The 22015-nt window shown below is 36.0% G+C and carries 25 protein-coding genes and 1 other annotated feature; all 25 genes read left to right on the top strand.

Annotation, left to right across the window (positions count from 1 at the left end):
• Positions 1-49 precede the first annotated feature (49 nt).
• The gene (locus ACQV2S_RS04165) at positions 50-1252 is read left to right on the top strand and encodes a hypothetical protein (RefSeq protein WP_428885067.1); all 1203 of its coding nucleotides are present in this window, start codon (positions 50-52) and stop codon (positions 1250-1252) included.
• A 261-nt stretch (positions 1253-1513) separates the two neighbouring features.
• Positions 1514-2890: a tRNA uridine-5-carboxymethylaminomethyl(34) synthesis GTPase MnmE gene (mnmE, locus tag ACQV2S_RS04160; RefSeq protein WP_428885066.1), complete on the top strand. Its 1377-nt coding sequence runs from the start codon at positions 1514-1516 to the stop codon at positions 2888-2890.
• 10 nt (positions 2891-2900) lie between these two features.
• A complete protein-coding gene (locus ACQV2S_RS04155; protein ID WP_428885065.1) occupies positions 2901-3392 on the top strand; it encodes an NUDIX hydrolase in 492 nt (163 codons plus the stop codon).
• Positions 3392-5299 (top strand): tRNA uridine-5-carboxymethylaminomethyl(34) synthesis enzyme MnmG, encoded by a 1908-nt coding sequence (gene mnmG, locus ACQV2S_RS04150; protein ID WP_428881930.1) that lies wholly within the window; start codon positions 3392-3394, stop codon positions 5297-5299. Before ACQV2S_RS04155 ends, mnmG begins: the two co-directional genes overlap by 1 nt.
• 221 nt (positions 5300-5520) lie before the next feature.
• The gene (gene rsmG, locus ACQV2S_RS04145) at positions 5521-6246 is read left to right on the top strand and encodes a 16S rRNA (guanine(527)-N(7))-methyltransferase RsmG (protein ID WP_428885064.1); all 726 of its coding nucleotides are present in this window, start codon (positions 5521-5523) and stop codon (positions 6244-6246) included.
• Between the two features lie 13 nt (positions 6247-6259).
• Positions 6260-7024: a ParA family protein gene (locus ACQV2S_RS04140; RefSeq protein WP_428873033.1), complete on the top strand. Its 765-nt coding sequence runs from the start codon at positions 6260-6262 to the stop codon at positions 7022-7024.
• A complete protein-coding gene (locus ACQV2S_RS04135) occupies positions 7014-7892 on the top strand; it encodes a ParB/RepB/Spo0J family partition protein (protein WP_428873031.1) in 879 nt (292 codons plus the stop codon). Before ACQV2S_RS04140 ends, ACQV2S_RS04135 begins: the two co-directional genes overlap by 11 nt.
• A gap of 24 nt (positions 7893-7916) precedes the next feature.
• Entirely contained in the window at positions 7917-8123 is a 207-nt protein-coding gene (locus ACQV2S_RS04130) for a DUF951 domain-containing protein (protein ID WP_428873029.1), read from the top strand.
• Positions 8124-8138: 15 nt separating this feature from the next.
• On the top strand, positions 8139-9239 hold the full coding sequence (gene ychF, locus ACQV2S_RS04125) for a redox-regulated ATPase YchF (protein WP_428873027.1): 1101 nt from the start codon (positions 8139-8141) through the stop codon (positions 9237-9239).
• 11 nt (positions 9240-9250) lie between these two features.
• Positions 9251-10015, top strand: coding sequence for a DUF1129 domain-containing protein (locus tag ACQV2S_RS04120; protein ID WP_428885063.1), 765 nt, complete (start codon positions 9251-9253; stop codon positions 10013-10015).
• Positions 10016-10167: 152 nt separating this feature from the next.
• Entirely contained in the window at positions 10168-11643 is a 1476-nt protein-coding gene (guaB, locus tag ACQV2S_RS04115; RefSeq protein WP_428875083.1) for an IMP dehydrogenase, read from the top strand.
• A 288-nt stretch (positions 11644-11931) separates the two neighbouring features.
• On the top strand, positions 11932-13302 hold the full coding sequence (locus tag ACQV2S_RS04110) for a D-alanyl-D-alanine carboxypeptidase (protein WP_428875084.1): 1371 nt from the start codon (positions 11932-11934) through the stop codon (positions 13300-13302).
• Between the two features lie 17 nt (positions 13303-13319).
• Entirely contained in the window at positions 13320-13853 is a 534-nt protein-coding gene (gene msrA, locus ACQV2S_RS04105; RefSeq protein WP_428885062.1) for a peptide-methionine (S)-S-oxide reductase MsrA, read from the top strand.
• Positions 13854-13940: 87 nt separating this feature from the next.
• Entirely contained in the window at positions 13941-14093 is a 153-nt protein-coding gene (rpmG, locus tag ACQV2S_RS04100) for a 50S ribosomal protein L33 (protein WP_258436941.1), read from the top strand.
• Positions 14094-14107: 14 nt separating this feature from the next.
• Positions 14108-14287 carry a preprotein translocase subunit SecE gene (gene secE / locus ACQV2S_RS04095; protein ID WP_090289890.1) on the top strand — a complete coding sequence of 60 codons (180 nt, stop codon included), beginning with the start codon at positions 14108-14110 and terminating at the stop codon, positions 14285-14287.
• A gap of 110 nt (positions 14288-14397) precedes the next feature.
• Positions 14398-14937: a transcription termination/antitermination protein NusG gene (nusG, locus tag ACQV2S_RS04090; RefSeq protein ID WP_428873018.1), complete on the top strand. Its 540-nt coding sequence runs from the start codon at positions 14398-14400 to the stop codon at positions 14935-14937.
• A 12-nt stretch (positions 14938-14949) separates the two neighbouring features.
• On the top strand, positions 14950-15750 hold the full coding sequence (locus ACQV2S_RS04085; protein ID WP_428876486.1) for a hypothetical protein: 801 nt from the start codon (positions 14950-14952) through the stop codon (positions 15748-15750).
• Positions 15751-15770: 20 nt separating this feature from the next.
• Positions 15771-16694, top strand: coding sequence for a lysostaphin resistance A-like protein (locus ACQV2S_RS04080; RefSeq protein ID WP_428885061.1), 924 nt, complete (start codon positions 15771-15773; stop codon positions 16692-16694).
• A 143-nt stretch (positions 16695-16837) separates the two neighbouring features.
• Positions 16838-17263 carry a 50S ribosomal protein L11 gene (gene rplK / locus ACQV2S_RS04075; protein ID WP_428874537.1) on the top strand — a complete coding sequence of 142 codons (426 nt, stop codon included), beginning with the start codon at positions 16838-16840 and terminating at the stop codon, positions 17261-17263.
• Between the two features lie 82 nt (positions 17264-17345).
• Positions 17346-18035, top strand: a complete 690-nt coding sequence (gene rplA / locus ACQV2S_RS04070) for a 50S ribosomal protein L1 (RefSeq protein WP_428874538.1) — start codon at positions 17346-17348, stop codon at positions 18033-18035.
• Between the two features lie 37 nt (positions 18036-18072).
• Positions 18073-18195, top strand: a sequence feature (ribosomal protein L10 leader region).
• A 38-nt stretch (positions 18196-18233) separates the two neighbouring features.
• On the top strand, positions 18234-18770 hold the full coding sequence (gene rplJ / locus ACQV2S_RS04065; RefSeq protein ID WP_428874539.1) for a 50S ribosomal protein L10: 537 nt from the start codon (positions 18234-18236) through the stop codon (positions 18768-18770).
• 59 nt (positions 18771-18829) lie between these two features.
• On the top strand, positions 18830-19207 hold the full coding sequence (gene rplL / locus ACQV2S_RS04060; protein ID WP_428874540.1) for a 50S ribosomal protein L7/L12: 378 nt from the start codon (positions 18830-18832) through the stop codon (positions 19205-19207).
• 117 nt (positions 19208-19324) lie between these two features.
• Complete coding sequence (locus ACQV2S_RS04055; RefSeq protein ID WP_428885060.1) at positions 19325-20029, top strand: response regulator transcription factor; 705 nt, start codon at positions 19325-19327, stop codon at positions 20027-20029.
• Complete coding sequence (locus tag ACQV2S_RS04050) at positions 20019-21266, top strand: sensor histidine kinase (RefSeq protein ID WP_428885059.1); 1248 nt, start codon at positions 20019-20021, stop codon at positions 21264-21266. Before ACQV2S_RS04055 ends, ACQV2S_RS04050 begins: the two co-directional genes overlap by 11 nt.
• A gap of 304 nt (positions 21267-21570) precedes the next feature.
• Positions 21571-22015 (top strand): hypothetical protein (locus tag ACQV2S_RS04045; RefSeq protein ID WP_428885058.1); only part of this gene is annotated, 445 nt, incomplete at its 3' end.

Below are 22015 nucleotides of genomic sequence, written 5' to 3'. Positions count from 1 at the left end.
GGTTATAAAAATTATGATATAATATAGCTTGTTTTAGGAGGTGACGGATTTGAGTCTGTCTGGCAGAAAGATATTTTGGCTTTTGTTAATTGTTATTACTTTATCAGCTTGTAAACAAGAACCTATGATTAAATTGAGTAAAGAAAACCAAATGAAGATAGAGAAGAAACAAGCAGAAAATAAAGAAACACAGCTAGATCAAATAAATAATAAGAAAGCCAATACATCCGACCAAGTAGTTATTGATCCTAACTCGTGGATTAAAGAAGGAGAAGATGTAAACTATAATTTAGAAAATTTTCTTCCTTATAATGCTAATCAAGTAAAAATCCTTTCCAATGGTAAAACTAGCTATGTTGAATATATGGATCAAACAAGCCAACAGATGCAAGTGAGAGAGACGCTAGCTGATGAAAAAACCATTGAACTCTATCGTTGGAATACTGAAGTGATTGAACTATACGGAAAATTTGAAAAAGAGCATCGATTTACTAATTATTTAAAAAACTCAATAGAAGCTAATCAATTAGAAAAAGGTCTAATCATTTTACAATCTCCTTTAAAAGTAGGAACTGAATGGTTATATGACGGTAACATTCCTTCAAAAATCGTCGGCTTATATAAAGAAGTGAATATCGGTGATCAAATCTATCAAGAAGTGATTGAAGTTGTGACTCAATTTGAAGAGGGCGAAAGACATCAGCTATTTGCTGCTAATAAAGGGATTATTGCTCAATGGCAAGAAAATAAAGAGGAATATTATCTCGCAGAATCGATTACAGATAATGTAATGTTAGTAAGCAAAATGGATTGGTACATGCCTCAATCTTCAACAGAAGAACCTTTTATTCAAAAAGAGACAGTTAACTTTGCCTGGCAAACAAACGATACCCTAGCAACAGCTTTTCAGCGCTTTTATTACGATAACCAATGGATTACTCCCGAAATACAAGTGGTTGATATTTATGAGTCCAATGGAATAGCCCATCTCAATTTTTCAAGTGGTGTCGTTGCTAGTTTAAACCGACATCCAGCAGGTGAAAAAGCGGTAGCAATTGCCATGATGGTGAATATTGCTGACTATTACTCTGTTAATCAAGTGAGTTTAGAAGTATTTGGGAATGGTATGCTACTCAATGCCATTTCTTATCCTCCTAATGGAATTCATCAAATAGATCCCAAATGGGTCAAGCAAGAAGATAGTAGTAATACACAAACGCCTTTGAGTAGTGAAGAATTAACCTTAGAATAAGTGAAGATCACCATTCTTAATTAGAGGAATGGTGTTTTTATTAAGGCAAATGTTTTGGAGAGCTTATGTTAAAAAAAAGCTAGACACTCTCTTTTAAATATAATTTAGCTAAACAGTTTCACACCTATCTTGCAAGAAGAATAACGATTTGATACAATTACTACGATAAATAGACAGGCAGTCAAAGTGCTTTCGAATGACCTAAAAAACTTAGGTATCTTTCGTTGAGCACTTTTTTTATGATTAAAGGGGGTATTAAGTATGTATATTTTAGACACAATTGCAGCTATCTCAACCGCAATTGGCGAGGGAGCTATTGGAATAGTACGTATGAGTGGTCCGGATGCTTTGCCAATAATAAAAAAAATATTTAAAGGCAAAGACTTGAGTCAGGTTGAAAGTCATACCATCCATTATGGTCATATAGTAGATAAGGATCAAAAAGTCTTAGATGAAGTAATGGTCACTATCTTAAAAGGACCAAAAACCTATACACGTGAAGACATAGTAGAAATCAATTGTCATGGTGGTATCGTAGCTATGCAGCGAATCCTGGAAAGTTGTTTATTAGAAGGTGCGCGCATGGCTGAACCAGGTGAATTTACAAAGCGCGCCTTTCTAAATGGTCGCATTGATTTGTCACAAGCAGAAGCTTTGATGGATTTAATTCAAGCTAAAACAGGTAAAGCTATGGACGCTTCTCTAAACCAATTAAAAGGAACCCTATCTCAGCAAATTAGACAATTGCGCCAAGAAATGCTTGAAAGTTTAGCTCAAATTGAAGTAACGATTGATTATCCGGAATATGATGATGTTGAAGAGATGTCTAGTCAAACTCTTATAGAAACAGCACAATATGTAAAAAATAAAATAAATCAAATTTTGAAAAAAGCTCAAAATAGCCGTCTTTTCCGTGAAGGAATACGAACAGCTATTATAGGTAAACCAAATGTTGGTAAGTCGAGTTTACTAAATTACTTAACTGGATTTGACAAAGCAATCGTGACTGATATCGCTGGAACAACTCGAGATACTATTGAAGAATACATCAATGTCAAAGGAGTCCCCCTACATTTAATCGATACAGCAGGCATTCGCCAAACTGATGAATTGGTAGAGCAAATTGGTGTGGCTAAAAGTCGTAAAATTATGGAAGAATCTGATTTAGTTATTTTGATTTTAAATCAATCTGAAGTTTTGACAGAAATTGACAAAGAACTATTATCTTTGACAAAGGATCAAAAGCGAATCATTTTATTAAATAAAACCGATTTGCCGAGTCAAATTGATTTTACAAAGTTGACAAATGTAGTAAATAAAGAGGAAATCATCCCAATTTCAATCTTAAAAGATCAAGGATTAAATCTACTAGAAGAAAGAATTGAAAATTTGTTTTATACGGGAAATTTAGAGTCGAATGATATTAATTATTTACTTAATTCACGTCATACTAATTTACTAAAGCAAGCAATTCAAGCGCTTGACGAAGTTGTGAATGCTTGTCAAGCAGACGTACCTGTTGATTTGGTACAAATAGATTTTACTAGAGCCTGGGATCTTTTGGGCGAAATAACAGGTGATAGCGTACAAGATGAATTATTAGATAAGTTATTTAGTCAATTCTGTTTAGGAAAGTAGGAAAGCTATAATGCAACAATTATCTACAATTTGTTATCTGGATAATGGAAAACAGTTATTATTGCTCCACCGTAATAAAAGAGAAAATGATATCCATAAAGGAAAATGGGTTAGCGTCGGTGGAAAATTTGAAGCAGGAGAAAGTCCTCAAGAGTGTGCAATTCGTGAAATTTATGAAGAAACGGGTCTAAGGGCCAAAAGCTTAATCCCCTTAGGTTTCATAACTTTTCCAGATTTTACCCATGATGATAGAGATTGGTATTCTTTTGTCTATAGAGTGACAGATTTTGAAGGAGACCTATTAAAGGACTGTGACGAAGGGACTTTAGAGTGGGTGGATTATGACGATATCTTGGACAAACCAATTTGGGAAGGGGATTATCTCTTTTTACAATGGGTCTTAGAAAACAAACCTTATTTTTGGGCTAAATTTGCTTATGATAAAAAGGGTGACTTAATCGACCATCAGGTTGAATTTATGAAAAACAGAGGTGAAATATAATGCAAACATATGAAGCTGGTCAATATGATGTAATTGTTGTAGGAGCCGGGCATGCAGGTTCGGAAGCAGCTTTAGCTTCAGCTCGACTAGGTGCTCAAACACTTTTAATTACGATGAATCTAGAAATGGTAGCCTTTATGCCATGTAATCCATCAATTGGTGGACCTGCTAAGGGGGTCGTTGTACGTGAAATTGATGCACTGGGTGGAGAAATGGGACGTAATATAGATAGGACTTATATCCAAATGCGTCTTTTAAACACCGGTAAAGGACCAGCAGTTCAAGCACTCAGAGCTCAAGCTGATAAGCAACATTACTCCAATACAATGAAGCAAGTCTTAGAAGAAACAGATAATTTAGACCTCAAACAAGGACTTGTTGAAAGACTTTTAATTGAAGAAAATCAATGTCGCGGTATTATTACCAATTCGGGGGCTATTTATCGTGCTAAATCTGTAGTTCTAACGGCAGGTACTTCTTCACGAGGAAAAATTATTATTGGAGATTTAGCCTATTCTTCCGGTCCTAATAACACCCTACCTTCTGTTAAACTGTCTGAACATTTAATGGAATTAGGGATTGAATTAACTCGTTTTAAAACTGGAACACCTCCACGAGTGCATTATGACTCAGTCCATTTTGACAAAACAGAAGAACAGCCTGGCGATATTAAAGCGAATCATTTTTCTTATTTGACAGATGATAAAGATTATTTGCAAGATCAAATATCTTGTTGGTTGACACATACCAATGGTCAAACGCATAATATAATTAGAAATAATTTGCATAAAGCACCTATGTTTTCGGGAATAGTTGAAGGAGTAGGGGCTAGGTATTGCCCATCAATAGAAGACAAAATAGTTCGTTTTAGTGACAAACCACGCCATCAAGTGTTTATCGAACCTGAAGGTCGTAATACTAAAGAAATGTATGTCCAAGGCTTGTCAACTTCTTTACCAGAAGATGTCCAACTAGAGATGCTCCATTCAGTAGAAGGTTTAGAAGAAGCAAAATTGATGCGAGCAGGGTATGCTATTGAATATGATGTAGTGGTACCCCATCAATTAACGCTATCCTTAGAAGTGCGAGATTTACCTGGCTTATTCACTGCCGGTCAAATGAATGGAACGAGTGGTTATGAAGAAGCAGCAGGACAAGGAATTGTTGCAGGAATCAATGCTTGCCATAAGGCTTTTGACAAAGACCCTTTTATTATAACGCGTTCAGAAGGTTACATTGGTGTTATGATTGATGACCTTGTAACAAAAGGAACGACTGAACCTTATCGTTTGCTAACTTCTCGGGCTGAATACCGTTTATTACTACGTCATGATAATGCAGATTTCCGTTTGACAGAAAAAGCCTATAAAATTGGATTAGTGGATGAAGCACGTTATCAGCATTTTAAAACGAAAGAAGCTGCTGTAAAAGCAGAACTTGATCGCTTAGCGTCTATTCGTATTAAGCCAAGTACAGAGGGTTTAACAGAGTATTTTGAAAGAATCAATTCAACGCCACTTAAAGATGGAATTTTAGCTAGTGAACTTTTAAAAAGACCGGAAATTAAATATTTTGAATTGATTAAAGCTTTACCTATTTTAATGACTGAAGTTAATCGACAAGTAGGAGAACAAGTTGAAATTCAAATCAAATATGCAGGCTACATTAATAAAGCTAACCATAAGGTCGATCGTGTTAAAGCTATGGAAGAAAAAATAATTCCTGAAAACCTAGATTACGATGCAGTGGATAGCTTAGCAACTGAAGCAAGAGAAAGATTAAAATTAATTCGACCTTCTAACATTGGACAGGCTAGTCGAATTTCAGGTGTCAATCCGGCTGATATTGCCATTCTTTCAATCTATATTCAACAGGGTAAAATTGCAAAAATTGAATCTCATCAATAATCAACTAAAAATCACCAAAAAGATAAAGATCTTCTTCTCAATTAGCAAGCTAATTAAGAAGGGATCTTTTTAAAATGAAAAAAGCAGATACTATAAATTTAAGTAATTTAATTATCTTTCGAAATTTATTGAAGGATAGATGTTGCTATTGAGTAGTTATTTTAGTAAAGTAAAGTTGCTGTGAAACATTGTTTCACAATTACCAAAATGAGAGGGATTATATGGAAGAAAATCAGTTTAAAAAGAAATTGCAAGATCAAGGATTATCAATTAGTCCCGATCAACTGATACAGTTTTCCACTTATTATCAGTGGTTAATTGAATGGAATCAAAAAGTTAATCTGACAGCTATTACTGATAAAGAAGGAGTTTATCTTAAACACTTCTATGATTCTTTAATGCCGCTGTGGCATTTACCTTTAGCGAACTATTATTTGAAGATGTGTGATGTAGGAGCGGGAGCAGGTTTTCCAAGCTTACCAATCAAAATTATTCATCCTGAAATTGAACTGACGATTATCGATTCTTTAAATAAACGTATTCAGTTTTTAAAAGATTTAAGTTCCAATTTAAAACTTGAACAAATAGAGTTTCTCCATGGCAGGGCTGAAGATGTGGGCCAAGATTCAAATTATCGTGGACAATTTGATTTAGTGACTGCTCGGGCAGTAGCTCCTTTAAATGTTTTAGCTGAGTACTGTCTTCCTTTACTAAAAAAAGGTGGAAAATTTATAGTTTTAAAAGGCAGCCATGAACAAACAAATACGGAATTAAAAGAAGCTGAAAAGGCGATTAAAACATTAGGAGCAAAGTTAGAACAAGTGGTGCAAACTTATCTGCCTGAAGATGAAGGTGAGAGAACACTATTATTAATAGAAAAAACATTAGATACTCCCAATAAATACCCGCGTAAAGCAGGTAAGCCAAGCAAACAGCCTATAAAATAAAAGGAGGAAGCATATGGGAAAAATGATTGCAATCGGCAACCAAAAAGGCGGAGTTGGTAAAACAACGACAACTGTTAATTTGGGTGCAGCATTAGCCTTTATGGGGAAAAAGGTACTGGTTATTGACTCCGATTCTCAAGGAAATGCTACTTCCGGTTTAGGAATTGAAAGAGGCGATGTGACTTATAGCTTATATGAAGTGCTGGTCGATCGAGTACCTATTCAGGATAGTATCTTAACCACTTCTAGAGAAAATCTAGATATTATCCCATCAACTATTTCTTTAGCAGCTGCTGAAATTGAATTAGTAAATTTTAAAGACCGCGAATTTCGCTTAAAAGAAGCTGTAGAATCAATAAAGCAAGATTATGATTATCTTTTAGTAGATTGTCCACCGTCCTTAGGGCAATTATCTATTAATGCCTTTACAGCATCTGATACAATTTTGATTCCGGTTCAAGCAGAATATTATGCCTTAGAAGGTTTAAGTCAATTATTAAATACAATCCGCTTAGTTCAAAAGTCATTAAATCCTCAATTCAGAATTGAAGGAGTATTAATAACTATGCTAGATGCGCGCACGAACTTGGGCTATGAAGTAGTTGATGAAGTACGTAAATACTTCCAAGAGAAAGTATATGATACGGTAATTTCACGAAACATTCGTTTGTCAGAGGCTCCATCTTATGGTTTGTCAGTAATTGATTATGACCCAAAATCTAGAGGAGCCATCATGTATAAAGAATTGGCAGAGGAAGTGATCAATAATGGCCAATAAACCAAAAAAAGGTGGACTAGGTCGTGGAATGGAAGCTCTCTTTAGTTCAGCTTATGAAGAAGTACCTAACGATCACGAAATGGTCACCGAAATTAAATTAGAAGATATTCGTCCAAATCCCTACCAACCTAGAAAACACTTTGATCTCAATGCTTTGAATGAGTTAGCGGAATCGATTCGTCAAACGGGTGTTTTCCAACCTATTATTATTAGAAAATCCTCTATTAAAGGATATGAAATTATTGCAGGAGAGCGTAGGGTACGTGCTTCTAAATTGGCAGGCAAAACAACCATTCCAGCAATTGTTAGAGAACTTGATGAAGAAGCAATGATTGAGATTGCTGTAATAGAGAACTTGCAAAGAGAAGATTTGAGTCCTTTAGAAGAAGCAGAAGCATATGATATGCTAATGGAACGTTTAAAATTAACGCAAGCAGAAGTTGCTGAACGTATTGGGAAAAGTCGCCCTTATATAGCCAATTATATTCGTTTACTTCAATTGCCAGATCCAATTAAACAGTTAGTAAATGAAGAAAAACTATCCATGGGCCAAGCACGCACCATTTTAGGGTTAAAAGATAAGAGTCAGATGGAGAATTTAGCTAAAAAAGTTGTTAAAGAACAGCTTACAGTGCGTCAGTTAGAAGAAGTAGTACAAAAATATAATCAATCATTACCAAAAATGACGAAAAAGGGACGAACCGAAAATAAATCACCACTTTGGTTAGCAATTGAAAATCAAATGGAAGAAAAGTTTGGGACACCCGCTAAAATTGTTTCAAAAGGAAACAAGGGAAAAATTGAATTAGAATTCGTCAACGATTCAGATTTGACAAGAATTCTAGACTTACTTAACATTCAAGTTTAAATAGTGACAAATAGGAGGGTCAAAATGGATCCAAAAGCTTACGATAAGTTCGATATAGTAGAAATGAAAAAGCCACATGCTTGTCAAACTAATCGCTGGCAAATTATACGAATGGGTATGGATATTCGTATACGTTGTGAAAATTGTCAGCATATTGTTACCATGACACGCCGTGACTTTGAAAAGAAGATGAAAAAAATTCTTAAAAAACATCAAGAAGTAAACCTTTAGAAAGAGAGTGAAATTATGGCATTAACAGCAGGAATTGTGGGACTACCAAATGTGGGCAAATCAACTTTATTTAATGCAATTACTAAAGCTGGAGTGGAAGCGGCAAATTATCCTTTCGCTACTATTGATCCTAACGTAGGGGTTGTGGAAGTCCCTGATGAACGTTTGACAGAGATTACTCGCCTTGTCAAACCAAAAAAAACCATCCCGACTACAATAGAATTCACCGATATCGCAGGGATAGTAAAAGGAGCGAGTAAAGGGGAAGGGCTGGGTAATAAATTCTTAGCCAATATCCGCCAAGTAGATGCCATTTGTCACGTTGTGCGTTGTTTTGAAGACTCTAATATTACTCACGTTTCAGGTAAAGTTGATCCGATTGAAGATATTGAAACCATTAACTTAGAGCTGATTTTGGCAGATTTAGAAACAATTGAAAAACGAATTACTAAAGTTGAAAAGTTAGCACGTACTAAAGATAAAGAGGCTGTTGCTGAGCATGAAGTACTTTTAAAATTAAAAGAGGCTTTGGAACACAACCAATTAGCTAATAGTGTGGAGTTTTACGATGAACAATTACCTTACGTCAATAACTTGTTCTTGTTAACACGTAAGAAAATGCTTTATGTTGCCAATATAGGTGAAGAAGAAGTTAGCAATCCAGAAGGAAACCCGTTCTTAGCAAAAGTTCGTGAATTAGCTGACCAGCAAGGCGCAGAAGTTGTTCCTGTTTCCGCTCGTTTAGAAGAAGAGATTGCAGAACTAGATGATGAAGAAAAGACCAGTTTCTTAGAAGATTACGGTTTAAAAACTTCAGGTCTTGACCGCTTAATTCAATCAGTTTATAAATTGCTTGGTTTGGGAACTTATTTTACAGCCGGTGAAAAAGAAGTTCGAGCTTGGACTTTTAAAGTAGGAATGAAGGCACCACAAGCAGCCGGTGTGATTCACTCAGATTTTGAACGCGGATTTATTCGTGCAGAGACCATGGCTTATGATGATTTAGTGAAGTATGGCTCTGAGCAAGCAGTAAAAGAAAAAGGCCTCTATCGCTCAGAAGGTAAGGAGTATATAGTTAAAGATGGAGACATTATGCTCTTTCGCTTTAATGTATAGGAGGAAATTCAATGAAAGATCAGCAAGAAGAAAAAGTTGTAGAAGAAGTCTCAAATAGCCAACCACTTGAAAATCAAGTGGTTGTTGAAAGTCAAGAAAGCTCGATATTAACTGGGGTACCACAAGAAAAGGTGGACCAGTTAACCAAACGCAATCTAAAATTTATGCTAGACATTGATCGCTACTTAAAAGAAGAACAAATATCACAAGCAAATTGTCAAGTAGTTTATTTGGAAATGGTAGATACACTTTTAGAAGGGCAAAAAGATGGTCATACTGCTAAACATATTTATGGAACGCCTAGTGAAACTAGTCAGATTATTATTAGTAAAGCAGTAAAAGAGCATGAAGAAAAAGAGAAGTCACCAGATTGGCAAATTGCTGTCGATGGTGGGTTAATGTTAGGAGCTATTTTCACCCTAATAACGGGTGTATTTGGTTTAAGTGGGAGTTCAAATGTTCAAGAAAATTTCTATATGGGTATCCTAACAGTTATCCTCAATTATGCTATCGGTGGTTATGCGATGATGCGAACAGCAAAAGTCTTACCAGACTTGGATGCTCCTAAAGGGCAAAAGGGTTATGGGCGCTATTTCATGGCATCTACAATTGCAATGATGGCTTGGATTGGTTTAATTATGTTAAGTCAAGCCTTTATACCGCCGGTAATTAACCCAATTTTACCGCCTATGGGCTATATCATACTGGGTGTAATTACTTTGGTCTTACGTTATTACTTAAAGAGAAAGTGGAAAATAGTTGGTGGACTCTTTTAAGGGCATGCTGTTTGATAAAAAGACGAACATTAAATACTTCTCATAATCTAACATCTGCAAAAAACTTGTTTCATTCCCACTAACATGTTAAATTAGTTGGAAATTATCGTCGAATCGCTTGTAGAGAATCAAAAACATATAGGAGGAAAATAATGTCATCTTGGGAAACAAAATTTGCGCGTGAAGGTTACACATTTGATGATGTCTTGTTAGTTCCAGCTCATAGTGAGGTATTACCAAATGATGTCGATTTATCAGTCCAATTAGCCCCTAATTTAAAACTAAATATTCCCATCTTATCAGCCAGTATGGATACCGTAACGGATGGGAACATGGCGATTGCTATAGCCAGACAGGGAGGATTAGGTGTTGTCCATAAGAATATGTCTATTGAAGATCAAGCAAACGAAGTACGAAAAGTAAAACGTTCGGAAAATGGCGTTATCTTGGACCCATTTTATTTAACTCCTGAGAATCTATTGCAAGAAGCAGAAGATTTAATGAGTCATTACCGCATATCAGGTGTTCCAATTGTAAAAAGTGAAGACGATTTGACACTTGTAGGTATTATTACAAATCGTGACATGCGTTTCATTGAAAATTATCAAGATAATATTGGCTCTCACATGACTCATGAGAATCTGGTAACAGCAGCCATTGGCACTTCACTAGAAGAAGCTGAAAAGATTCTTTATAAAAATCGGATTGAAAAATTACCACTAGTAGATGATGAAGGACGTCTTTCAGGTCTAATTACTATAAAAGATATTGAGAAAGTCATTCAATATCCTCAAGCTGCTAAAGATCAACATGGTAGACTATTAGTGGCGGCAGCCATTGGAATAACTAGTGATACATTTGAAAGGGCAGAAGCCTTAATTAAAGAACAAGTTGATGCGATTGTAATTGATACCGCTCACGGGCATTCTGAAGGCGTGATTCGTAAAGTCAAAGAAATCAGAGAGGCTTACCCAGATGTAACCATTATTGCTGGTAACGTAGCAACAGCCGAAGCGACACGCGCTTTATTTGAAATTGGTGTTGATATTGTAAAAGTGGGTATCGGACCTGGTTCAATTTGTACAACTCGTGTAGTAGCCGGAGTAGGAGTTCCTCAACTAACTGCTATCTATGAATGTGCTTCAGCAGCAAAAGAATTTGGTAAGACCATTATTGCTGATGGCGGCATTAAGTATTCAGGTGATATTGTTAAGGCGCTTGCAGCGGGTGGGCATGCGGCTATGCTCGGCTCTATGTTAGCAGGAACAGATGAATCACCAGGTGAAATGGAAATTTATCAAGGTAGAAAATACAAATCTTATCGTGGCATGGGCTCTTTAGCTGCTATGCGTTCAGGATCAAGTGATCGTTACTTCCAATCAAAATCAGAAGCCAACAAAATGGTTCCTGAAGGTATTGAAGGACGTGTTGCATATAAAGGTGCCGTTGAAGATGTTATCTTCCAAATGGTTGGAGGTTTAAGATCTGGTATGGGTTATACCGGTTCAGCTAACCTTAAAGAATTGCGTGAGGAAGCACAATTTGTAAGAATGTCTGGTGCAGGACTGATTGAATCTCACCCACATGACATTAATATCACCAAGGAAGCACCAAACTATTCAAGATAAAGATAAACTAAAGTATCAAAGCCTACTGCAATAGACTTTGATACTTTTTTATTAATTTCTATCATTTTTTACTTAAAAAAGACAAGTAAAATTAAAAGCTGCTAACAATTGAATAACTCTGTATCTAAATTAGGAAAAGCTTATTTTAATAGGAAAGTGAGAACTACCTTTTTTTATTCAGTTGGGTATAATAGAAAAAGCAACTTTTAAATGAGCTTAAAGAGTGAGGAGTGGAGCCTAACATTGCTTATAAACGGTATTAAAAGGATACTTGTCTTAGGATTACTTATGAATAACTTTCTATCAACTGATGGTTATGCTGTGACTACATCGAAAGATTCAAATCCCACTGATGAGGCTTCCTTGCAAGAAATGGATACTCTGCCGGAAGAAAGTATAGCTGAAAATCTGGTAAACGCGATGCCTGTTTTTGAGGAAGTAAAGGGGGCCTATATTGTAGACGGCCTCAATGGGCAAATCCTTTATAAGCATGAAGTGGACCAGCTAGTTGAAGTGGGTTCTTTTAGTCAATTACTTTTATTATATAGGGTGTATCAAGCCATTGATCAAGGTCAGTTGGACAGTGATCAAGAGGTATGGATATCGGACGAGGTTTACGCTTTGAGTCAAGATTATAATTTGCCGAATGTTCCTTTAAGACAAGACTTGTCTTATTCCTTAAAAGATTTAATGGAAGCTGTTAGTTTAAATGCTGCCAGAGGAGCGGCCTTAGCCTTAGCAGAAGAATTAACCGGATCCGAAGCAGAAACACTTAAGCAAATGAAAGAACAGTTAAATGAATGGGGAGAAGAAGATTTTGATTTAATAAATGTGACTGGAGTGAGTGATCGTTATCAAGTGGGTGATTCTGAAAGCATTTATCAAGGGCGAACTAACAAAATGACTGCTCAAACAGTTGCTACCATAGCCTATCATCTGATTAATGAATACCCTGAATGCATGGAAGCTAGTCAGATTTATCAAAAGCTTTTTCAAGAAGATACGAGCGATGAGTTTGAAATGACCAATCCCAATCTGCTAATTGAAAGTGCTAATTCACTTTATGCTATGGAGAATGTTGATGGTTTGACTGCCAGTAAATCAGAAGAAGATGGTTATAATTTAGTTGCAACGACAGAAAAGAATGATTTACGCCTAATAGTAGTGGTATTAGGTGTCAGTGAAAACGAAAAACTTTATCAAGTTAGTAGAGAATTGATTGAAAGGGCCCAAAATATCTTCCGCATTGAAACAGTTATTGAAGAAAATGCATTAGCTACTCACCTAGACTCCATTAAAGTGGAAAATGGCAAAGTTAATAAGTTACAATTAATGTATGGATCAAACTTACAATTAGTGGTACCAATTATTGATACGGCCCCACGACTGGTTTATCAATTTACAGCTAATCAAGAAGTGACCAATTATCACGTTAAAGCGCCTGTTAAAGCAGGCAAGGTTGTAGGGAAAATGCAAGTTGATATAGCTGATTATCGTCTACCTATTCTAAAGTCCGGTAGAGGAAATTATGTGCCAGTAAAAGTAGCAGAAGATATCGAAGAAGCCAATATCTTAGAAAAAACTTGGCGAAATGTTCAAAATACTGGCGAAAATACTTGGAATGCTGTTCGAAAATTCTTTACGGATTTATTTAATTAAATAAGGGAGGTAAAATTATGGAAAATAAAGAAACGGCGATTTTTGCAGGAGGTTGTTTTTGGTGCATGGTTCATCCATTTGATGAAAGAGATGGTGTTATCTCTGTAGCTTCTGGCTATACGGGTGGAGATAGTGTGAATCCTACCTATGAAGAAGTCTGCTCAGGACAAACGGGTCATGCAGAAGTTGTCAAAATCGAATACGATCCTAGTAAAATAAGCTATCAAGAACTTCTAAAAATTTATTGGTCTTCAGTCGATCCGACTGATAAAGATGGACAGTTCGGTGATCGAGGCTCCTCTTACCGACCAGAAATTTTTTATAGTACCCAAGCCCAAAAGGAAGAAGCCGAACAATCGAAAGCAGAACTTGAAGCGTCACAAGTTTTCAAAAAGCCGATTGTTGTGCCAATCAGTCCAGCCCAAACATTTTACCTTGCAGAGGACTATCACCAAGACTTTCACCGCAAAGAACCGGATCATTATCAAAATTTCTACCGTAGTTCCGGGCGTAAAAAATTTGTTGAAGAGGTTAAAGATAAATTGAATTAAGATAGTAAATGCTAAGCTAAGCTTGACATTTAAAAGATTTCTATTTATCATTCTTAATGATTCTAAACAAAAGACGGAGGTGGGAAAATGGCTCAAAAGAAAGCGTCACTAGCTTGTAGTGAATGTGGAAACCGTAATTATCAAATGATACCAACTCAAGCGGGCCAAACCACTCGATTAGAAATTAAGAAATTCTGCAAGAATTGTAATAAACACACGATTCATAGAGAAACCAAATAGAAAAGAGGAATATAATGAGTTACATTAAAGGCATTGCCCAAGAAATGAAAAAAGTAACTTGGCCTACAGCTAAGCAAGTAAATAAATTTACTTGGACCGTAATTATGATGATTATTTTCTTTGGATTATACTTTGCTTTAACAGATTTTGTATTTGGCAATTTCATCGACTGGTTAATTAGTCTAGGCGCATAATCATAAAAATATTTATTATTTGCTTAAGCATGTTATAATAGAATACAAATAAAACCTACACCCTTGTAGGTTTTTTATTTTACAAGAAATTAATTAAAGGAGATTTAACTATGGAATCTAATAAGGAATGGTACGTTTTGCATACTTATTCTGGTTATGAGAATAAAGTAAAAGAGAATATTATGATGCGAGCAGAAAGTATGAATATGGAAGACTTTATCTTCAATGTGGTAGTACCTGAAGAAGAGGTAACCGAAATGCAAGATGGAGAGAAGAAAACAAAGATTCAAAAGACCTTCCCAGGTTATGTGTTAGTTGAAATGGTGATGTCTGATGAGTCTTGGTTTATTGTTCGTAATACGCCAGGCGTGACTGGATTTGTAGGCTCACATGGCGCTGGATCTAAGCCGGCACCTCTTTTACCTGAGGAAATGGAAGCGATCTTGGGGGATAAGCCTGCTCAGAAAGTTCAATTAGAAGTTGAAGTGGGCGATTTAGTTGAAATTATCGATGGCGCTTTCTCAGGAATGACTGGAGAAATCGAAGAAATCAGTGAAGAAAATCAAAAACTTAAAGTAGTTATTGAAATGTTTGGTCGTGAAACAGTAGCCGAATTGGACTTTATGCAAGTGCGCAAAGACAATCTTTAATTAGGTGGTTTCATGAAACAAAAGACTGACCACCACATCCTCTATTTTCGTTTAGCCATGGTGATGTATCTCTTGGTTTTGTGCTTACAGTTGGTTTTTGATGCCAGTTTTATCGAATCCATCAGCTTGAACCAAGTCTTAGAGGAAGTTCCTCATGTTTTGCTTCCTGTAGAATTCACTTTTTATCTCTGGCCAATCATTATTCTATGGGAAGCGTTTGGTTTATTTGCGGGACAACGGAGACAGGCTTTTACAACTTTTGATCAGAGTTATTCACTGTTAGTGGCTCCCAAATTAGTTGAATTATCTTTTTACCATACAGTCTATCTTTTGATATGGTCGCAACAATTATATTTATTTACCTTCATCCTTATGGTGCTCTATTTGAGACGGATTATTTCTTTTATGAAATTAATTTCATATAAAAGCTCCCTGAACGAACCAAGTTGGCTATTAAAGCTTCCCATTGGTCTTCATACCGGTTGGTTGATCAGTATGACGGCCCATATTTTTTATAGCTATTTAGTGAGTAAAGGATTAAACAGTCATAATGGGTGGATGATAGCACTTGCTTGCCTTTTAATTCTTGCTATTGCAGCCGGAAGTAGTTACTTGTATGCACGTTATGGTAACCAGGCAATTATGCCGGCTGTTTTAATCTTTCAATTAGGGCTACTCTATCATCATTATCCTCGTTCATCCTTTGGATTAAGACATAACTTCTTTTATCTTGTGATTGCGGTTGTATTTATTCTGACCTTAGCCGTATACATACGTTACTTGCGTTATCAAATAAAGCAAAAGACTTTTTAGATTTTTATAGGAGGAAAACTATGAACTGGCCTTTCAATCAATCGATGCAGTTGACGCAGAAACAAGCAGGCAAAAAACCATTTAGGGTTATTGCTTTTACTGCGCTTATAAATCTTGTTAGTTTACTATTTGCTTCACTTATTTCAGTTTTTTTAATTGGTCCATTAATCTATATGAAATTTGGTGATTCCTTTTTAACCGAAGATGTAGGTCAAGCACTGTTAAACGAGCCATTAATGGTTTATTTAGAACTATTTTTAACGATTATTACTATTATTACAACGGTCCTTTTGGCTAAATGGTTGCAAGGACGCAGACTTAACTCCTTTGGCTTTTATAAAGATAATTTCCTAAAAAAATATGGGATGGGCGTCGTAATTGCTGCCGCCTTAATGTTCTTTATTTTTTTAGTTAATCTTTTGATGGGGACGATCTCTGTCCAAATGAACCCTCACGCCGATGGAGTGGCGTTTATCCTCTTATTAGTCGGCTTTATGATCCAAGGAATGTCTGAAGAAATCCTCTTGAGAGGTTACTTGATGAATGGCTTGGCAGCCGCTTGGGGAGTTCCTCTTGCCATTTTGATAAACTCCATCTTCTTTAGTTTGTTGCATTATGGCAATCCAGGAGTTACAGTTTTAGCCTTAGTTAACATTGCCTTAGCCGGTATTTTCTTTTCCTTATTATTCTATATTACTGATAATATGTGGTTAACAGGAGCTGCTCATTCCTTTTGGAATTTTATAATGGGTGTGGTCTTTGGGGTCCAAGTGAGTGGATTGGTATTACCGGGTACACTATTACTAACTAAATCCAAAGCTGAGGCCAGTTTGATCAATGGTGGAGACTTTGGATTTGAGGGGGGTCTTGTGGTTACGGTTATTTTAGTAGCTGCTTGTATTTACTTAATCAATAAATGTCCGAAACAAGAAAAAGCTATTTAAAAACTTCTTGCAATCTCATAAGCCTTCCGTTATAATATTGCAATGCATGTATTCAAACCATGCATTGGGTGGGAGGAGCAAGTTTAAAAAAGATAAAAGCTCCAATTACCACATCACGAAAATTGACATAAGGAGGAATATTCGTGGCTAAAAAAGTTGTCACTCAAGTAAAATTACAAATCCCTGCAGGTCAAGCGAGCCCAGCTCCACCAGTAGGACCAGCGTTAGGTCAAGCCGGCGTTAATATCATGTCCTTTACGAAGGAATTTAACGCACGTACTCAAGATCAACAAGGAATGATTATTCCAGTTGTTATTGATGTCTATGAAGACCGTTCATTTACCTTTATTACTAAAACACCACCAGCTCCAATCCTATTGAAAAAAGCTGTTGGCTTGAAAAAGGCTTCAGGTGAACCTAACAAGAACAAAGTCGGAAAGGTTACACGTGATCAAGTCCGTGAAATCGCAGAAATTAAAATGGCAGACTTAAATGCAGCCGATGTAGAAGCTGCTATGCGTATGGTTGAAGGAACTGCCCGTTCAATGGGGATTACAGTCGAAGACTAAGCGCCAAGGTAGCTTCTCGCCCCGTTTCTATCGGGTGTGGGAGGGAAACCCCGAATAACCACAAATATAGGAGGAAAAACAAATGGCTAAGAAAAGCAAAAACTATGTAGCGGCAAGAGAAAAAGTTGACCGTACAAAGAAATATGATGTAACAGAAGCAGTCGCATTAGCAAAAGAAATTGATTTTGCAAAATTTGATGCCTCTGTTGAAGTATCTTACAATTTAAATATCGATGTTAAAAAAGCAGACCAACAAATTCGTGGCGCAATGGTGCTACCACATGGAACAGGTAAAACACAAACAGTGGTAGTTATTGCAAAAGGTGAAAAAGCCGCTGAAGCAGAAGCTGCTGGAGCAGACTTTGTTGGTGAAGAAGATCTAATTAATAAAATCAACGGTGGTTGGTTAGATTTCGACGTAATGGTAGCTACCCCAGATATGATGGGACAAGTTGGACGTTTGGGTCGTGTCTTAGGACCTAAAGGCTTAATGCCAAACCCTAAAACAGGTACCGTTACAATGGACGTAACCAAAGCCGTTAACGATATCAAGGCTGGACAAGTAACTTACCGTGCAGATAAAGCAGGTATCGTGAATGTTCCAATTGGTAAAGTATCTTTTGAAGATGAAAAATTAGTGGAAAACTTCAAAGCACTTCATGAGCAAATTATGCGTGTGAAGCCAGCTACAGCTAAAGGAACTTATATTACTAATTTAGCTTTAGCAACCACTTTCGGACCCGGAATCAAGATTAACGTCGAAAGTTTATAATTTCATATTGACAAATAATTTGTTTATCACTATGATAAATAAGTATTTTAAACGACCTAAGACAGTAAGTGGCTAAGCCTTAATTTCTTACCGAGGAAGTTCCCGTTAAACAGGAAGCTATCTCTATGTCTAGGTGACATAGAGATTTTTAATTTTAAAAAATCTCTATACCTATTTGATGGAGGTGAAAGAAGAAACATGGTTAAAGAAGCAGTATTAAATGCAAAGGCTCAAGAAATTGAAAAAATTGCTGAAGATATGAAAAACTCTGCAACAATCGTTGTAGTGGATTATCTTGGCTTAACGGTTGAAGAAGTAACAGACTACCGTAAACAATTACGTGATGCAGGCGTTCAAATGAAGGTTGTGAAAAACACAATGCTTCGTCGTGCGGCTGAAAAAGCAGGAATCGAAGTTCCTCAAGATTTATTCAAGGGTCCTTCAGCGATTGTCTTCTCAGATGACGTCGTAAATCCAGCGAAAATTTCAGCAAACTTTGCTAAAGACAATGAAACTCTTGAAATTCGTGGCGGAATTGTTGAAGGTCAAGCAGCTACTAAAGAAATGATTGAACAAGTAGCGAAAATGCCTGGTCGCGAAGAATTACTTTCAATGTTACTATCTGTATTGCAAGCGCCAATGCGCAATGTGGCATCTGTCCTTTCTCAAGCAAACCCAGCACAACAAATGGTTTACGCTTTGAACGGAATTATCGACAAAAAAGGTGCTGCCTAAATCGATCGCTCGTCGCATAAGTACAATATAAACTAAAAAAATATTTGGAGGAAACCAAAATGGCATTAAATATTGAACAAATTATTGAAGATATCAAATCAGCAACAGTTGTAGAATTAAACGAATTAGTAGAAGCAATTGAAGAAGAATTTGGCGTATCTGCTGCGGCTCCTGTAGCTGTTGCAGCTGGACCTGCTGCTGGCGGTGGCGAAGCTGCTGCAGAGCAAACTGAATTTGACGTAGTATTAAATTCAGCTGGCGACGCTAAAATTAAAGTAATCAAAGTGGTTCGTGAAGCTACTGGCTTGGGCTTGAAAGAAGCTAAAGAATTAGTAGACAACGCTCCTAAAGCAATCAAAGAAGGCATTTCTAAAGAAGACGCTGAAGAATTGAAAGCTAAAATTGAAGAAGTTGGTGGATCTGTAGAAGTTAAATAATTTCTCTATCCCATCTATATTAACCTGGTCAGATCTTCTGATCAGGTTTTTCCCTTTTTAAAGATAAATTTAAAAAGTTGGGCTATAATGGAAGAGAAAGATTGAGGAGGGAAGAAAATGGTCAAGTTATTAATTGCAGATGATGACAAAGCAATTTTAGATTTATTACATATTTATATGCGTAATGAGGGATATGAGTGTATATTAGCTAATAACGGAGAAGAAGCTTTAGAAATAATTAACTTACATCCTGAATTAGATATCGCTCTTTTAGATATTATGATGCCTAAAATGACGGGGATGGAAGTATTAGAAGCCATGCGTCATAAAAATGTAGATATTCCAGTTATTTTTATTTCAGCTAATCAGACTCAAACCGATAAAATTTCTGGCTTGCTTGCAGGAGCCGATGATTATGTTACTAAACCCTTTGAACCTTTAGAGGTAGTCGCTAGAGTCAAGAGTATCTTAAGACGTCAAGGTGTGAATGCTCATTCTTTAGCGCAAAAAGACAGTAAAGACTTTATTAATCTAGGAGCAGTCACAATCGATACTAAAGGACATCAAGTGATGACTGCTGAAGGAAAAGAAATTAAAGTAACAGGTCTGGAATTTGAAATTTTACAGTTACTTGCCGAGCAAAGGGGGAAAGTTTGGTCTGCTGATGAAATTCTTAATAGTGTTTGGAAGGATAATTCCTCTGCTTCTACTAAAACGGTAATGGTCCATGTAAGTAACCTCAGAAATAAAATAGAAGAAGCAACTGGCGGCGAGAAAGTTATTCAAACCGTGTGGGGAGTGGGCTATAAGATTGATAAATAAGAATGAAGAAAAAAAGGCTGGACTAACTCCTTCTTTTAAAAGTTTTAAACTAAATAAAAGCGACCGCATTGAAATGACGATAAATCTGTTTATAGTAGCTGGTACCGTTTCCTTTATTTATCTTGTGCTAATGTTTGGCTATCAACAACTCTTAAATTTTTTAACACTCAATTTGGGATGGACCATTAAAACAAATTTGAAAGATAACATTATCGCATATACACTCTATAATAAAAGTAATCAAATATTAATTGGTCTTTATCTTGCTACTTTATTTATTACAGTGACTTTTAGATATATTCATGAAAGAAATCGGATTACTTTAAGGTATATTCGTAAATATATTTCCGCCATGGCTAAAGGCAAGTATGATCTGAGAATTCCCAATGAGGGAATTGGAGACTATGTCACTTTGGCTCAGGATGTGAACACCCTGATGGACTCTATTAATCAAGCTTTTAAGGAAAGAGACGAGACCGAGAAAACAAAAGATGAATTAATGAATAATATAGGTCATGATATCCGAACGCCACTTACCTCAATACTTGGGTATTTAAGACTGATTCAAGACAGCTCAGATTTAACTCAAGAAGAACTGGCCTCTTATATAAAAACAGTGCATAGTAAAGCTAAAAGTATGCAAGTCTTAATCAATGATCTGTTTGAATATACCTCCACCCAACAAACGACTGCAAAAGTTAATAAACAAGCTATAGCTATGCAAGCTTTTACAGAACAGGTGCTTGCTGACTTTAATTTGCAAGCCAAGCAAGCAGGGATTGAAATGTTCTGTCAAGTCACACCGAGTGACTTGGTATTAGAAATTGATCCTGAAAAAATGGTAAGAGTATTTAACAACTTTATAACCAACACTTTTAAATACGGAGAAGGTGCCACTTATCAAAAAATATTAGTGACAGAAATGACTGATCAAGAGTATAAAAAATATACTCGCTATCAAAAAAACAGACTGGATACGATTAAAACAGAAAAATGGGTGGTTATCGAGTTTCGAAATAATGGCACCTTATTGAATGAGGAAGATTTGGAACGAGTATTTGAACGATCCTATCGAGCTGACAGCTCACGGACCTCTCAAAAACCGGGATCAGGCTTAGGGTTAGCGATTGTACGCAATATGGTTGCCCTTCATCAAGGGGTAGCTTATGGAATTGTGGAAGATCAAGACCTTGTCTTTCGGGTCGAAATTCCAATCTTAAGGGAAGATTTATATTAAAGAATCAAACATTACAATACTTGTAATGTTTGAAACCGAATTGTATCTTTAAAAACTTTAGATTTACTTGCTATTCTTTAAGAGAAAGTTATAATTATTCATGTCGGAAGAAAGTTAAATGCTTATTCAAACTTAAGTATTAACAAAACTCTAAAGAATTCCTAAAGTTTTTAAATTTTATCTTTAAAAAGCCTTGAAAATTATTTAGAAGTTTGTTAATATTAAAAGTAAGGAATGCAAAAAGCTTTCCAGCCGTCGCTAGAAAAATAAAAAATAAAAAACAAAAAAGAAAGAGGTATAATAAATGAAAAAATTATTATTAACTTCAGTTGCAGCATTAACTGTTGCAGCAGCAGGAATGCCAGTAGTAACATCAGTAAACGCACAAACTCAAAATAATCCAGTTGAAGCACAAGAGCAGAAAACTACTTATAAATTAGAAGTAAAAACAGCAGATACAAATATTACTTCAGAATACAAAGCAGAAAGTATGCAAGCAGCTGAGCAACATTTCCACGATTATGTGGCAGGTCAAGGATTAAAAGACTTAGAATGGTCATATGATTTTGATACAATGACATTCATGGCAACAGATGAAAAAGCACCAGAATTATATACTTACAAATTAATAGTAAAAACAGCTGATACTAATATTACATCAGAATATAAAGCAGAAAGTATGCAAGTAGCTGACCAACATTTCCACGATTATGTGGCAGGTCAAGGATTAAAAGACTTAGAATGGTCAT

Origin of the sequence: Facklamia sp. P13064 (assembly GCF_050409425.1) — a bacterium.
GTDB lineage: Bacteria > Bacillota > Bacilli > Lactobacillales > Aerococcaceae > Facklamia.
Note: the sequence above shows the minus strand (reverse complement) of the source record. Positions and strands in the feature narration are given on the sequence as shown.